Annotated in this window: 12 protein-coding genes and 1 pseudogene; 8 read left to right on the forward strand and 5 right to left on the reverse strand. The window is 60.0% G+C overall.

Features of this window, described 5'->3' with window-relative positions; genetic code table 11:
* Positions 1-172 precede the first annotated feature (172 nt).
* Positions 173-1,576 (reverse strand): MFS transporter, encoded by a 1,404-nt coding sequence (locus ACA075_RS17450; RefSeq protein ID WP_497294151.1) that lies wholly within the window; start codon positions 1,574-1,576, stop codon positions 173-175.
* Positions 1,577-1,704: 128 nt separating this feature from the next.
* Here ACA075_RS17450 and ACA075_RS17455 point away from each other — a divergent pair, with 128 nt between their 5' ends.
* On the forward strand, positions 1,705-2,604 hold the full coding sequence (locus ACA075_RS17455) for a LysR family transcriptional regulator (protein WP_497294153.1): 900 nt from the start codon (positions 1,705-1,707) through the stop codon (positions 2,602-2,604).
* Between the two features lie 91 nt (positions 2,605-2,695).
* Positions 2,696-4,378: a dihydroxy-acid dehydratase gene (ilvD, locus tag ACA075_RS17460; protein WP_497294155.1), complete on the forward strand. Its 1,683-nt coding sequence runs from the start codon at positions 2,696-2,698 to the stop codon at positions 4,376-4,378.
* 105 nt (positions 4,379-4,483) lie between these two features.
* Here ilvD and ACA075_RS17465 read toward each other — a convergent pair whose 3' ends face one another.
* Together ACA075_RS17465 and ACA075_RS17470 are read right to left on the reverse strand one after the other, a co-directional pair.
* Positions 4,484-5,347: a methyl-accepting chemotaxis protein gene (locus ACA075_RS17465; RefSeq protein WP_374039713.1), complete on the reverse strand. Its 864-nt coding sequence runs from the start codon at positions 5,345-5,347 to the stop codon at positions 4,484-4,486.
* Positions 5,342-6,097: pseudogene (locus ACA075_RS17470) on the reverse strand (MCP four helix bundle domain-containing protein); the annotation flags it as partial. The gene ACA075_RS17465 and the pseudogene ACA075_RS17470, both read right to left, overlap by 6 nt.
* Positions 6,098-6,317: 220 nt before the next feature.
* Here ACA075_RS17470 and ACA075_RS17475 point away from each other — a divergent pair.
* Complete coding sequence (locus ACA075_RS17475; protein WP_497294156.1) at positions 6,318-6,710, forward strand: GFA family protein; 393 nt, start codon at positions 6,318-6,320, stop codon at positions 6,708-6,710.
* On the opposite strand, the gene ACA075_RS17480 is transcribed toward ACA075_RS17475, so the two are convergent.
* Both ACA075_RS17480 and ACA075_RS17485 read right to left on the reverse strand, forming a co-directional pair.
* Complete coding sequence (locus ACA075_RS17480; RefSeq protein WP_497294157.1) at positions 6,707-7,066, reverse strand: hypothetical protein; 360 nt, start codon at positions 7,064-7,066, stop codon at positions 6,707-6,709. The two genes, ACA075_RS17475 and ACA075_RS17480, sit on opposite strands and share 4 nt — an antisense overlap.
* 210 nt (positions 7,067-7,276) lie before the next feature.
* Positions 7,277-7,555: a hypothetical protein gene (locus ACA075_RS17485; RefSeq protein ID WP_497294159.1), complete on the reverse strand. Its 279-nt coding sequence runs from the start codon at positions 7,553-7,555 to the stop codon at positions 7,277-7,279.
* 356 nt (positions 7,556-7,911) lie between these two features.
* On the opposite strand from ACA075_RS17485, the gene ACA075_RS17490 reads away from it, so the two are divergent.
* The 5 genes from ACA075_RS17490 (at position 7,912) to katG (ending at position 15,518) form a co-directional block, all read left to right on the forward strand.
* Positions 7,912-8,532: a hypothetical protein gene (locus ACA075_RS17490; RefSeq protein WP_497294160.1), complete on the forward strand. Its 621-nt coding sequence runs from the start codon at positions 7,912-7,914 to the stop codon at positions 8,530-8,532.
* A 382-nt stretch (positions 8,533-8,914) separates the two neighbouring features.
* Positions 8,915-10,213 (forward strand): sialidase family protein, encoded by a 1,299-nt coding sequence (locus ACA075_RS17495; protein ID WP_497294162.1) that lies wholly within the window; start codon positions 8,915-8,917, stop codon positions 10,211-10,213.
* Positions 10,210-10,824: a hypothetical protein gene (locus tag ACA075_RS17500; protein ID WP_497294164.1), complete on the forward strand. Its 615-nt coding sequence runs from the start codon at positions 10,210-10,212 to the stop codon at positions 10,822-10,824. Before ACA075_RS17495 ends, ACA075_RS17500 begins: the two co-directional genes overlap by 4 nt.
* Positions 10,825-10,855: 31 nt before the next feature.
* Positions 10,856-12,892, forward strand: coding sequence for an LTA synthase family protein (locus tag ACA075_RS17505; RefSeq protein WP_497294166.1), 2,037 nt, complete (start codon positions 10,856-10,858; stop codon positions 12,890-12,892).
* Between the two features lie 370 nt (positions 12,893-13,262).
* A complete protein-coding gene (katG, locus tag ACA075_RS17510; protein ID WP_497294168.1) occupies positions 13,263-15,518 on the forward strand; it encodes a catalase/peroxidase HPI in 2,256 nt (751 codons plus the stop codon).
* Positions 15,519-15,529 lie beyond the last annotated feature (11 nt).

Consider the following 15,529-nt stretch of genomic DNA (forward strand, 5'->3'; position numbering starts at 1 on the left):
TGCACCGGTGGACCCGTCCTTTTCATATGAGGCCCTGCGTTGGCATTCGTTGCATCCCGGGTTGACGATTCAGAACCCGCATCCTGTTTCACGTCATACCGGTGGGTGAATCCTTAGCCCCTCTATATCCCCCCGGCGCAACCTAGGCATAAGTGACGTAACTTCGCCTCTGTTACGCCACCACGGGTTCTCTTTTCAGCGCGGGCAACGCAATGACGAGCGCCAGGCCAATCAGCCCCGCCGCAACCGCAAAGGTGATTGCCATGCCATGGGCGACCGCTTCCGGGGCTGCGCGGGTGACGTCGGTCGTCGATGCCGCCAGCGCAAACACCGCGCCCATGACCGAGGCGCCGGTGATTAGCCCGAGATTGCGTGACAGGCTGAGCAGACCGGCAATGACGCCGCGCTGATCCTGGCTCACACCGGTCATGATTAATGTGTTGTTGGCCGCCTGAAACAGCGCATAGCTGGCGGTGATCACAGCGATGGGCGCGAGGTAGCCGAGGACGCCGAAACGCGTCGGCATCATCGACAGCAGACACGCACCGAGCGCCATCGCGACGAGCCCCAAAACGGTCATGCGCTGAGCACCAAAACGGTCCACCAGGCGGCCGGCGGGGACGCCCGCCAATGCAGCAACCAGCGGGCCGACGGACAACGCGAGCCCGACCAGCGCTGCATTCAAACCAAGCGCTCCCGAGAGATAAAACGGCCCGACCACCAGCGTCGACATCATCACCGTCGAGACGAGCATGCTCATGGCCAGGCTCGCGCTCAATCCCCGATCATGCAACAGCGTCAGTTTGATCAGCGGCGATGCAACTGTCGCCTCGACGAACAGGAAAACGCCTGCCCCGGCAACAGCGATGAGCAATAACGCAAGGTTGAGCGAACCCCAATCGCCCTCACCCCCTGTCATTGCCAGCGCATACGCACCGAGCGTCAAGGCCAGCACCAGCGTGCCCGCAAAGTCGAAACCGCCGCGCCGAGCCTTTGGCATTTGGCGATCCGCAGGCAAGTAGCGATACGCGAGCACACCATTCAAAATGCCCAGCGGCAGGTTAATCAGAAAAATCGCCTGCCAGCCGAAACCAGAGATCAACACGCCGCCGAGCGACGGCCCCAGCGTGGTGCCGATCGCCGACACCGTGCCGAGCAATCCCATGGCGCTGCCGGTCTGCGCCTTGGGCACCGTTTCACCGACGAACGTCACGGTGAGCGCCAACATGATCGCTGCGCCGAGGCCTTGCACCGCCCGGGCGGCGACCAGCCACCCCAGCGAAGGCGCGAGGCCACAGGCCAGTGAAGCCAAGGTAAAGATGCCGATCCCGCTCAACAGCAGGCGACGGCGACCGACGATGTCGCCCAAGCGTCCAACGCTGACGATCAACGTGGTGATTGCGAGCAGATACGCGAGGACGATCCACTGCACTTGCTGGAAAGAAGCGTCGAGTGCGTGGGACAAGGCTGGCAAGCCGGCATTGGCGATGCTGGTGTCGAGTGAAGGCATCAACATCGACAACGACAGGCTGGCGAGCGCCCAGCGAGCCGAGCCGGATGGCGTGGTGAGTTTCATGGTTGGGCCCTTGATGAAGTGTCGGCCTTCAGCGTATGCCCGCGCCTGGCATGGCGGAAGACGCACCACTTGCACTTGATACCTGCACGCGACGCCATGTCATCGCCGAGCCGTGCTAACGTTGAATCATGACCACTCCCGACCTGAACCTGCTGATTACCCTCGATGCGCTGCTCACCGAAGGCAGTGTGGCGCGTGCCGCCCAACGACTGCGGCTGAGCCCGTCGGCCATGAGCCGGGCGCTGGCGCGACTGCGTGAAACCACCGGCGATCCCCTGCTGGTCCGAGCCGGACGCGGCCTGGTGCCGACACCCCGAGCACTGGAACTGCGCGAACACGTCAGCCAACTGGTGCAGCACGCCGAAGCGGTACTGCGCCCCGCCGAGCAGCTCGACCTCAAGCACTTGGTGCGAACCTTCACCCTGCGCACCAGCGACGGCTTTGTAGAGAACTTCGGGCCAGCGCTGATTGCCCGGCTCAGCGAAGAAGCACCCGGGGTACGGCTGCACTTTTTGCAGAAACTGAACCAGGACAGCACGCTGCTGCGGGACGGCACGGTCGATCTGGAAACCGGCGTTGTCGCGGACACCACCAGCCCGGAAGTGCGCACCCGCGCGTTGTATCAGGACCGTTTCATCGGCGTGGTACGGCCGGGACATGCACTGAGCAAGGGCAAGATCACGCCCGCCCGGTATGCGGCCGGCCGGCATGTCCTGGTCTCGCGGCGCGGACGTGACCAAGGGCCGATGGATGACGCCTTGAAATCGCTCGGTCTGGAACGGGAGATCGTGACCATCGTTGGCGGTTTTTCCGCGGCCCTGGCGCTGGCCCGGGCCTCGGACCTGATCGCTACGGTGCCCGAACGCCACACCCGCACGCTACGCGCCGGCCTGCACAGTTTCCCCCTTCCGGTCGCCACGCCAGTGATCACTGTTTCAATGCTCTGGCACCCGCGAATGGACGCCGATGCCGCGCACCAGTGGTTGCGTGGATGTCTTCGGGAAGTGTGTGCGGGGTCGCTGGATTAGCAAACTGATTTTTGTCGCCGCCGGGTCTAGACTCTATGCGTTGCTTCGGGCCATACCGGTCGGGCCAGCGATCTGGACAGGAGGGAACGTCATGAGCGACAAAGACGATTTGCGTAAGTACTCCTCTCAAGTGGTCGACGGCGTGGAGCGCGCGCCCGGCCGTTCCATGCTGCGGGCCGTGGGCTTCACGGATGAGGATTTCAAGAAACCGCAGATTGGCATCGCCTCGACGTGGGCGATGGTCACGCCGTGCAACATGCACATCGACAAACTCGCCGTTGAAGCGGAAAAAGGCGCGAACGCCGCGGGCGCCAAGGGCGTCATTTTCAACACCATCACCATTTCCGACGGCATCGCCAACGGCACCGAAGGCATGAAGTATTCGCTGGTGTCGCGGGAAGTGATCGCCGATTCCATCGAGGTGGTGGCCGGTTGCGAGGGCTTTGACGGGTTGGTAACCGTAGGTGGTTGTGACAAGAACATGCCGGGGTGCCTGATCGGCATGGCGCGGCTGAATCGCCCGTCGATCTTCGTCTATGGTGGCACCATCCGCCCGGGCGCCGGCCACACCGACATCATTTCCGTGTTCGAGGCCGTGGGTCAACATGCACGGGGCGATATCAACGAAATTCAGGTCAAGCAGATCGAGGAAGTGGCGATCCCCGGTCCCGGGTCCTGCGGCGGCATGTACACGGCCAACACCATGGCCTCGGCCATTGAGGCATTGGGCATGAGCCTGCCCGGTTCCAGTTCACAGGACGCCGTCGGCAGCGATAAGGCGTCCGACAGTTTCCGCGCCGGTCAGCAGGTCATGGAGCTGTTGAAGCTGGACCTCAAACCACGCGACATCATGACCCGCAAAGCCTTCGAGAATGCCATCCGCGTGGTGATCGCCCTCGCCGGCTCGACCAACGCCGTGCTGCATCTGCTGGCCATGGCGCATGCGGTGGATGTCGAGTTGACGCTGGATGATTTTGTCGAGTTGGGCAAGATCTCCCCGGTGGTGGCCGACCTGCGCCCCAGCGGCAAGTACATGATGAGCGAGCTGGTAGCCATTGGCGGCATCCAGCCGTTGATGAAGCGCATGCTCGCGGCCGGCATGCTGCACGGCGATGTGCTGACCGTGACCGGCAAGACCCTGGCAGAAAACCTGGAAAACGTGCCCGACTACCCCGAAGGCCAGGACGTGATTCTGCCGTTCGATCGGCCGGTCAAAAAAGACTCTCATCTGGTGGTGCTGCGCGGCAACCTCTCGCCGACCGGCGCGGTGGCTAAGATCACTGGCAAGGAAGGTTTGCGCTTTGAAGGCACGGCGCGCGTGTACCACGGTGAAGAAGGTGCGTTGGCCGGGATTCTCAATGGTGAAGTCCAGGCCGGCGACGTCATCGTCATTCGCTACGAAGGGCCCAAGGGTGGGCCGGGCATGCGCGAAATGCTCTCGCCCACGTCTGCGGTCATGGGCAAAGGGCTGGGCAAGGACGTCGCGCTGATCACCGACGGCCGCTTCTCCGGTGGTTCCCATGGATTCGTGGTGGGGCATATCACCCCGGAAGCCTTTGACGGCGGGCCGATTGCGCTGATCGAAGATGGCGACAAGATCACCATCGATGCTGAAACCCGGCAGATCACGGTGGATGTTTCTGACGCTGATCTGGCCGAGCGCAAGACCCGCTGGGTACGGCCGGAATCAAAATACAAACGCGGGGTGTTGGCCAAGTATGCGAAGACTGTGTCCAGTGCTTCGGAGGGGGCGGTTACGGATAAGTACCTTTAAGATCAACAGATCGCAGCCTCGTTTCACTCGACAGCTCCTACAAGGGTTTTGCATTCCCCTGTAGGAGCTGTCGAGTGAAACGAGGCTGCGATCTTTTAACGATGCCTACAGTCGAAACCGATCCACCGACTGCGAAAGCTTGCCGGCCAGGCTCGACAGTTCATCCGTCGTCGAAGCCGTCTGGCCAATAATCTTGCTGTTGCCTTCCGACATCCCGGCAATCATGTCCACCTGATGCGCGATTTCGTTACTGGCCAGGCTCTGCTCGCCGATCGTGCGGGTGATGTCATTCACCAACTCAGTGGTATTGAGCGTGGCTTCGAGGATTTCACGGATCGCGCGCTCGACGTCGGCCGTCACGGCCATGCCTTTGTCGACCTGGGCAACGCCCGCCTCCATGCTGGTCACCGCTTCACGGGTGCTTTGCTGGATGCGTGAGACCATGCTGGCAATTTCCTGCGTGGAGGCGCTGGTGCGTCCCGCGAGACTGCGGACTTCGTCGGCCACCACAGCAAAACCACGGCCCTGCTCACCGGCGCGAGCAGCTTCGATGGCGGCGTTGAGGGCCAGCAGGTTGGTTTGATCGGCGATGCCCTTGATCACCTGAATGATGCTGAAAATCCCCTCGGACTCCTTGTCCAGCGTGCGAATCACCTGGGCTGACTGCTGCGCCGAACGCGCAATGCCGTCCATGTCATTGACCACCTGATGAATCACGCGACCACCATCCTTGGCCAATGCCTCGGCCTGGTTGGCCATGTTCAGCGCGCGTTCGGCGTGACGGGTGATTTCCTCGATGCTGGCAGTCATTTCACTGGCGGCAGCGGCCATGGTGCTGGCGGCAACGCTTTGCTGTTGGCTGCTGTCGGCGACCTGATGGCAGCCGCTGCTCAACTGCACGCTCATGCCACTCACGCCATGCGCATTGCTGCGAACCACCTCAATCATGCCGCGCAAGTCACGCTGCATGGTGGCCAGACTGCGAATCAAGGCGCTGGCTTCGTCCTGGTGGGTCGGTTCGACGATAGGCTCGCTGAGGTTGCCATGGGCGATGCTTTGGGCAATGCGGCTGGCGGTCTGCAACGGCCCCATGATACTCAGAATCACCCAGCGGCCCTGGATCAGCAGCAACAACAGGCTGGCGATGAGCACGATACCCAGGGTGAAATTCGCACTGCTGATGGCCTGTTCGGTGCCTTTGCTGGTCTGTTGGGTGTTTGTTTCAATCACCTCGCTGAGGGTGGCCATCTGGTCTTCCAGTTGGCTGAACGCGGTATTGAAGGTGCCGAGTTCCTTTTGTGCGGAATCCGGATTTTCCAGCGCCAGACTGACAATGCGCTCGGCCGCGCTGATGTAGGTGTCGAGGCTCGGCTTGACCTTGTTCAGGCCCGCCTTGATGGTGTCGTTGACCGGCAACTTGAGGTTTTCACCCAGCACTTCACGAAAATGCGCCGCATGCTCCTCGATGGAACTGCGCACCTCGGCTTTGCTGCTGGTGCTTTTGCCCAGCCCAACCACCATCGCAGACAGCACATCGGCGCGCAGTGCATCGTGCATCATGTCCGCTTCGAGGTGATTGCGCAGCGCGGTCATGCTGACCTCGTTGTCCTTCACCGCTTCGGCCATCCGGGTGTTTCCCACGTAACTGACCAGGCTCACGATCAACGCGGTAAGCAAGCTCGTACCAATCAGCAGCAACAAGCGTAATTTTATAGACATGGGGTAGCCCTCTCGGTACGTCGCTTTTATGAACACGTTATCGGCTGCGCCAGCCAGTCTTTGAAGCCTGACGCCGGACTTTCGGTGTTTTACGACATGCGGTAGGTGCCACTGGAACTCAGTGTGATTGCGTGCCGCCGCTTTCTGATCGCTGCAGCCATCGCCAAACCTTGCGCCGGGCCGCTAAGGTAGCGCGACGTCAATCAGGGAACCGATGAACATGGATGAGCTTCACCAAGGCAGCTGCCTCTGCGGCGCCGTTGAATATCACGTATCCACCGAACTGAAAGCCGTCACCCACTGCCATTGCAAAAAATGCCAGAAGAGCCATGGAGCGGCATTCGCGACGTATGCGAGCGCGCCCAGGTCGGCGGTTTCTGTCTTTGCCGGAGCAACGGCGCTCAAGGTCTACGAATCGTCCAAAGGTGTTACGCGCCAGTTCTGCTTCCACTGCGGCTCTTCGCTGTTCTGGTCTGATTCGAAGGGGAAATTTTCGGAGTGGGTTTCGATAGCGATCGGTACGCTGGATACGCCTTTTACGGCGATGAAGCAGAAACACTCCTGTATTGAGTCCAAAGCGTGCTGGTACGAAGCCGATTCGCAGCAGGATTAGCGCTTGCGCGCCAGGCGTTGCTGCCAATTGCCGCCAGTGGCGCGCCGGCATTGTTCTTCAGAATCGAACTGCACATGGGACGAGACCGATCTGACGTGTACATCCGCTTCGCTTAATGCTGTAGCCGTCAGTTCGACCATGCGCTCGCCCTGCCCGCTCGCCAGCGCCTGATCCTTGTTGGCCTGGGTGTCGAAAACCCAGACAACCCTCAAGCTGGATGGAAACACGTCGTAATCGACTTCGTGGGTCAGCCATTCAAAGCCGACGATGTGCGCTTTGGCCGTTTCACACGCCTCAGTCAGGGTGGCAATCAGGCGACGCTCGATGTGTGCCTGATCGCGTTTGCTTAAACCCATGGGGAATCCTTTGATGGTAGCGATGTTTTAACCGGTCTTAATTGTGCACGTCTTCGGGCACTTGATGCTCCCTGCAATTCAACCGATTCAGACGGACTCCAGGGGTTCCTGATTCAGCCGTCCGTCACGCCGCTGGACGCCAATGCACAGTTTCGGCGAGTAGTGCTCCAGGGGTCGGCGTGCACGTTTTGCTCATGCGGGTAGGCCCGATTAAATCAGGCACTCCCGCTTATCAAGTGTTCCGTGATAATCCTCACCCGCGATGGCGCGCAGGTACGCTTGATCGGCCTCAACCCTGAGGTCGCGCCATTCCTGCCAGCTCACGATTCCCAGGCGATCCATCTCGTCAGACTGACGAATCAGTTCCTCGTGATACGCATCGGGACACTCCATGCGCAGCTTCAAGTCCTCAAGGACAAGATGCCAGGTGTTGAGCGAACGCAGCTTTTGCTCTTGCGTTGGAGTCAGCAGATTGGCAAACGAGTGCATGGCAGTGCCCCCCGAGAGTTCTTTCAGAATGGATCAATCCATCGTGAATCCGGTTCAGGCACACCGACCAAAGGCAGGTTTTTCAAGGCTGCGCCGCCAATGACGAGGCGCCGTCCGATGCTGACTTACTTCGCGTCAAGCAACTCAAGCGTTTGCGCGGTACTCCACAGAGCATTGGCGATGTAGCGACAGTTGATCAGCGCGGCCTCGTAGCTATCCCCTTCGGGCGTCGTCGGGCTGGCCGTGGCGTCCCGAATCACGAAAACCGCGTGAACTTTTATTGCGTCCTCTTGCGCCTTAAGTTTTATATTCCATCCCTGATGCTGATGCATCGGGGTGCGGTTTCGGCACCTCCCATGGAAGATGTTCTCGCACGACCCATCAATCGAATGGAATCCATCACAATGAGTTTCACCGCTATACAGAAAGTATCCGCTAAAGCCTGGATCGCGCTTGTGGCCTTGATTACGGCGTCAAGCGGCATTGCAACGATCTACGCCACGCTTCACGAAACCAACCCCAACAATCCCCGCTTCATCGGTCGCTGGACGACCGATTACACCTACCCGACCACCAACGGCACGTTCGAATTCAAGGGGATGACAGAGTACTTCCGCAACGGGCGGTACAACGTCAATGGCGTTGTCTTTGTGGACGGAACCGTTGAAACCAAACCTTACCGGCTTGAGTACAGCGTAAATGGAGCCGGCAGCTGGACGGCCGATTCCAGCCTGCTTTCGTTCACATTGGCTGACATGAAATCGATCCCCAAGTCTTACGTAATCAACGGCACAGCCATTTCCCCCTCGCTGGTTGCCAAGTTTGCCGGGCCTTCCATGCCTACCTTTAGCGACGGCTTAGCGTCCGGCGCTTCCGACGAACTCAAAATCCTGATGATCAAGGACAATGAGATAACGCTTGAGGGTAAAGACCCTGCAGGGAATGCCTTCACCCTACAGACGTACAGACAAAACTAGGTTCCAGGTGGGTTCTGGTCTGAAAGATTCTGTGTCTGTGCTGCCGTATTCGCGGGCAAGCCACGCTCCCACAGGGGGATTTTGTCGATCACTCCTCATGTGAACGACGCAAATCCTGTGGGAGCGTGGCTTGCCCGCGAAGAGGCCCGAACAAACAACCCACACCCCAATGACTCGACAGTGACAGCCCCGGGCAAAATGTCTTACAGCCCGCCTCAATCCCTCTAGTTCAGCAGTCTCAGACACGCAGTCAAACTCCGCACATCGACATGACCGCACACTACAAATACCCGTTTACAATTTAGCCAATCATAAAACCCGATCGTGTACTACCGAGTGTTAGGTTGTGCGCCTTATCGGTCCATGAGATGCCAACGTAGTCATGCGCATCAAACCTCCCAGTTTTCCTGCCCTCTGTGCTTACCTTCTACTGTCCTGCCTGTTTGCGACCGCGTGGATCATCAATCCTGCCAATACGCACTCTTCCTTTGCCCTGATCAGTCCTGTGATGGCAGTGGCCGGCAAAGTGGCCAAGCCCATCTATACCAGCCGTTTCGCCTCCTCCGGGCTGGTGGATTTCGTGCATTCCTCGGCGGTCACCGCACTGCCCGACGGCAGTCTGATGACGGTCTGGTTTGCTGGCTCCCGCGAAGGCGCAGCCGATGTGCAGGTGCGCTCCGCCCGGTTCGACTCGAAAACCGGCGAATGGGGTGCTGAACAGGTATTGGCCACTCGGGACTCGACCCAGCAGGGCACTCGTAAATACATCCGCAAGCTGGGCAACCCGGTGGTGGCCCTCGCGCCGGATAATCGCGTGTGGCTGTTTTATGTCTCCGTGTCCATGGGTGGCTGGGCCGGAAGCGCGGTCAATGTGATGGTTTCCGACGACTTCGGTGAACATTGGTCCGCTCCGCGCCAACTGATCACTTCGCCCTTTCTCAACATCAGCACCCTGGTCCGGTCGGCACCGGTGTTTCATGCCGACGGTTCCATCGGCCTGCCGGTCTATCACGAGTTCCTGGGCAAGTTTGCCGAGTACCTCTACCTGAGCGCAGACGGCGATGTGATCGACAAATTCCGCATCAGCCACGGCATGAATTCATTGCAACCCACGGTGGTGCCGCTGGACGGCCAGCGCGGCATCGCCTTGCTGCGTTATGCCGGCAACACCCACCACCGTGTTCTGGCGACACGCACTGACGACGCCGGGCAAACCTGGAGCGAGCCTTATCCGCTCGACCCCTCGAATCCGAATTCCTCGCTCGCCGCCGTCGCGACACCCGAACATGGGTTGCTGGTGGCGCTCAACGACCTGAGTGAGGGGCGCTTCAAGCTGAGCCTTTATGGGACCGACGCCAAAATGGACGATTGGCGCTCGTTGCGCGACCTGGACAAATCACCCGATCCACTGGGCGCGCCGTTTTCTCCCGAAGCCTACAAGGAGATCATCGGCAGAGAGTTTCGCGGCTCCAGCGGCGCGCATCGCCAAGCACTGGAAGCGGAGTTCCTGGATAACCTCGATAACCGTGTCTGTAAAAACCAGGGGTGTGAATTCGAGTACGAATACCCGTATTTCATCCGCAGTCCCGACGGCATGTATCACTTGGTTTATTCCTGGAACAACACCTTCATCAAGCACGTTACCTTTAACGATGCATGGCTTAGCGAGCGTCTCAAATGATCAGCCTGTGGCAAGCCCATGTCAGCTTCGCAATGATCATCTTTCTGGTGCTGCCTTCGTTCGGTTTGCCCAGGACCCGGCGGATCGCACTGCTGGCCGCGTTGCTGGCCGTCAGCTTCATCTCGCTGGAAGGGTTGTCGTTGGCCGCGTATTTGCGCAGCTACATTGATGACCTTGCGATCACCACCCTGGTGTTCATGGCGTGGGGCTGCTTGCGTCGGCTGGACATGTTGCCACCGGCACGGGGCAAAACCGGCGTATTGATCCTCTTCGCCGCGATGGCCGTGGTGCTGTACCCGGCCACTCTGGGCATGAGTGATGTGGACCCCTATCGGATCGGCTACAGCCCGCGCCCCATGTTGATTTTCTTCGCAGTGCTCACGCTGGGCCTGTTTTACCTGCGCAATGGCCTGGCCGTCTTGATGCTGGCCAGCGCAACCCTGGCCTTCATTGCAGGGATCAAACCTTCGCAAAACTATTGGGATTACCTGGTTGATCCACTGCTGGGTCTGTACTGCTGCGGGGCACTGCTGATGCTTGCCCTGCGCTGGACGTATCGCTGCTCAAGCAAGCGGCGTGGTGCGGTGGCCGACGAATGCAAATCCGTTTGAGATTTAACGACTTTTCAACAGGGGAACAGGGATGGGTTGGCTGCACTCGAGACGTTTACATTACTGGCTAGGCGCTACAGCGATTGCGTTTGTGCTGTTCGCACTGCTGAGGGTGGTGTTCTTCTTCGGCTTTTCCGGGTTCGAACCCAACGCCCTGATCGACACAAAGGGCGTCTGGAAAACCCTGAGCATCGGCTTCAATTTCGATCTGCGCCTGGCCATTCTGACGATGTTGCCGTTGGCGTTGCTGGCCTGGATGCCTCGCTGGAACCTGCTCGGCAGCCGTCTGCTGCGCCGCATCGCACGCGTTTACCTGGTCGCAGCCCTGAGCGTGCTGCTGCTGATTTACATCATCGACTTTGGCCATTACGCCTACCTGGGCGTGAGGATCAACGCCACCGTGCTGCGCTTCATCGAGGATGCGCAGATCTCCCGCGACATGGTTTGGCAGACTTACCCGGTGATCTGGATTTCACTGGGTTGGCTGGCGACGGTCGCGCTGGTGACACTGGCCCTGGTGCGTCTGGAGCGCGTCACGCTGGACCGCCCTCGCAAGGTCATTCGCAAGCTCTCCGCGACGTGGGGCGGTGCGTTGATGGTCGTCTTGGTGCTGCTGGGCATCTTGGGTCGTGTCGAAAACATGAACCTTGAAAACCCCGTTCCGTTGCGCTGGAGCGATGCGTTCTTCTCGGGTAATAACCAGATCGCCGCGCTGGGCCTGAACCCGGTGCTGTTTCTCTACGATACGGGCAAAGTCGGACAGTCGCGTTATGACGAGGCGCAAGTGCGCGAACATTACGCGGTCATGGCCAACTACCTGGGCGTCGACAAGCCCGACCCGCAGACCCTTGATTTCGTGCGGCACCAGGCGCCCCAACCGTACAAGATACCGGGCTCGCGTCCCCCGAACGTGATGTTCATCATGCTTGAATCGCTAGGCACCAGTGCCGTCGGGGCCTACGGCAACCCGATCAATCCGACGCCCAATCTCGATAGGCTGGCCACTCAGAGCTGGTTCTTCGAGCACTTCTACGTGCCAGTGACGGGGACCGCGAAAACCGTCTGGGCCAGCATCAGCGGGGTGCCTGATGTCACGCGACAGGAAACCGCGACGCGTAATCCGCTGATCACCCAGCAAAACACGCTGATCAATGCCTTCACCGGTTACGAGAAGATCTACACCATTGGCGGCAACTCTGGCTGGGCCAACATGAATGCCCTGATCCGGCAGAGCATCGACGGTGTGCGTTTGTTCGAAGAGCGGGACTGGAAATCGCCGGTGGTGGATGTCTGGGGCATTTCCGATCTGGACCTTTTCAAGGAAACCGACCAGATCCTGCAAGCACTGCCCAAGGACAAACCGTTCTTTGCCTATGTGCAGACGGCCGGCAATCACCGCCCGTTCACGATCCCCAAGAGCAATGACGGCTTCGAGGTCAAGCACCCTACCCTGGCCGAAGTACAGGCTGCCGGATCGCGCAGTGTCGAGCAGTACAACGCCGTGCGCCTGCTGGACTTCAACCTCGGCCGCTTGATGGAAATCGCCAAGGCCGGCGGCTGGTACGAAAACACCATTTTCGTGATGTTTGGCGACCACAACACCCGTATCGCGCAGATCCCGTTCCTGGCACCGGCCTACGAGCAACTGGGCCTGGAAAGCAACGCGGTGCCGATGATCATCCACGCGCCAAGCTTGATCGGAACGCGCCAGGTCAAGGAAGCGGTTGGTCTGGTGGACCTGCTGCCCACCGTGGCGGGGATGGCCGGCCTTGAGTTTCGCAACAGCGGCATGGGCCGTGATATCCAGCAGCCCGCGCCCGAGGGTGAACGCGTGGTGCCGCTGGTATTGCGTGAGGGCACGTTCCCGCTGATTGCCGGCGTGACTCAACACTACATGGTGCAGATGGAGCACGACGGCAGCTCGCCGACCCTTCACGACCTGGCCTCGATGACGCCACGGGACAACGTTGCCGAGAAAAACCCTGAAGAGTTCAAACGCCTGTCGGCGCTGACCCGCGCCATGCATGAAACCTCAAGGCTGATGCTGTATCAGAACGTGCGCAAGTAACCGCTCAGGCCTGCAAACCCGCGTCTAAGCTCCAGATAGACGCGGGTCCTCCCCGCGACATCCGTAAAAGACTCTGCCTATTACCTCCCAATACTCCACCTATTAGCTGACTTCCCAAGTGGGGTCTAACCTGTATCCAGCGCTGGCGGAACAAGCTGGCCGGTTTAGTGCTGATAAGGAGACAGGAATGAGTCCGACGCTTGACTAGGCCACCCGTGGGCCACCGCCGCTGTCCAATTCCCGTGTGGTCCAGACAATCAGTTGATCCAACTGTTGGTCCTGCAGCCTATGTCATTGAGTTCGCTCGTTGCTATCTAACGCCCACCCCGGGCCGATAGCCGGATGAAACACGACCAAAGGTAGCTCACACATGGCAAATGAATCGAAATGCCCGTTCAATCACGCCGCTGGCGGTGGCACGACGAACCGCGATTGGTGGCCGAACCAACTGAATCTGAAGATCCTGCACCAGCACTCGTCCCTGTCCGACCCTACGGACGAGGGCTTCAACTACGCCGAAGAATTCAAGACCCTGGACTTTGAGGCGGTCAAGCGCGACCTGACGGCGCTGATGACCGATTCCCAAGACTGGTGGCCGGCGGACTTCGGTCACTATGGGCCGCTGTTCATTCGCATGGCCTGGCACGCCGCAGGCACGTACCGCACGGGCGACGGTCGTGGCGGCGCCGGCTCCGGCCAGCAACGCTTTGCACCCCTCAACAGCTGGCCGGATAACGTCAGCCTCGACAAGGCGCGCCGGCTGCTCTGGCCGATCAAGCAAAAGTACGGTCGTAAAATTTCCTGGGCAGACCTGATCGTCCTCACCGGCAACGTCGCGCTGGAGTCCATGGGCTTCAAGACCTTTGGTTTTTCCGGTGGCCGTGCGGACGTCTGGGAACCGGACGAGGACGTCTACTGGGGCTCGGAAAACAAATGGCTCGGCGGCGACACCCGCTACGGCAAAGAAAACGCTCCCGTGGAAGCTCCCGGTGACGGTCCACTCGTCGCCGAACCCGGTAAAAATGAGGAGAGCCGCACTGAAGACGGCCGCAATCTCGAAAACCCGCTGGCCGCCGTGCAAATGGGCCTGATCTACGTCAACCCCGAAGGCCCGGAAGGCGAGCCAGACCCGGTCAGATCCGCCTTAGACATCCGTGAGACCTTCGGTCGCATGGCAATGAACGACGAAGAGACCGTGGCGTTGATTGCCGGCGGCCACGCCTTTGGCAAAACCCACGGCGCAGGACCTGCCGACAACGTCGGCGCCGAACCCGAAGCGGCGGGCCTCGAAGCCCAGGGCTTTGGCTGGAAGAACAGCTTCGGCACCGGCAAAGGCCCGGATACCATCACCAGCGGCCTGGAAGTGACCTGGACCACCACGCCCACCCGGTGGAGCAACAACTACCTGGAAAACCTGTTCGGCTTCGACTGGGAACTGAGCAAAAGCCCGGCCGGTGCGCACCAGTGGGTTGCGAAAAACGGCGCGGGCGCCGGTACCATCCCGGATGCTTTCGACCCGTCCAAACGGCGTAATCCCACCATGCTGACTTCGGACCTGGCCCTGCGATTCGACCCAATCTACGAACCGATCTCGCGGCGTTTCCTGGCCAATCCGGATCAGTTGGCCGACGCCTTCGCCCGTGCCTGGTTCAAACTGATCCACCGTGACATGGGGCCCCTCTCCCGCTACCTCGGCCCGGAAATGCCCGGCGAAGAACTGCTGTGGCAAGACCCGATCCCGGAGGTCGACCATGCTTTGGTCAACGACAGCGACGTCGCAGCGCTCAAAAGCAAAGTGCTCGCCTCGGGCCTGAGCGTCTCGCAGCTGGTATCGACGGCGTGGGCAGCGGCTTCCACCTTCCGCGGCTCTGACAAACGGGGCGGCGCCAACGGTGGTCGCCTGCGTCTGGCGCCGCAGAAATCCTGGCAAGCCAACCAGCCTGAGCAACTGGCGAGTGTGCTGGCGAAACTCGAGAGCATACAGAGCGAGTTCAACAACAGCGGCAAGAAAATCTCGCTGGCCGACCTGATCGTGCTGGCCGGTGATGCAGGTGTCGAACAGGCGGCGAAAAATGCCGGCCACAGCGTCACGGTGCCGTTCACACCAGGGCGGATGGACGCCTCGCAAGAGCAGACGGATATCGAGTCTTTCGGCTTCCTCGAACCCATCGCCGATGGCTTCCGTAACTACCTCAAATCCCGCTACAGCGTGTCGGCCGAGCATCTGTTGATCGACAAGGCGCAACAGCTGACATTGACCGCGCCAGAAATGACCGCGCTCGTGGGTGGCCTTCGCGTATTGAACACCAACGTCGGGCAATCAAAACACGGCGTGTTCACCCAGCAGCCAGAGGCATTGACCAACGACTTCTTCAAGCACCTGCTGGACATGGGGGTGGAATGGAAACCGACCTCGCAGACCAATGAGGAGTTTGAAGCACGCGATCGCAAAACCGGTGAAGTGAAGTGGACCGGCACGCGAGTTGATCTGGTCTTTGGCTCTCATGCGCAATTGAGGGCGCTGGCTGAGGTTTACGCGAGCAGTGACGCGAAGGAGAAATTTGTGAAGGACTTCGTGGCGGCGTGGACCAAGGTGATGAACCTGGATCGGTTCGATGTGAAGTGATGAAAACGTTA

The organism is Pseudomonas sp. LBUM1663 (assembly GCF_059695905.1).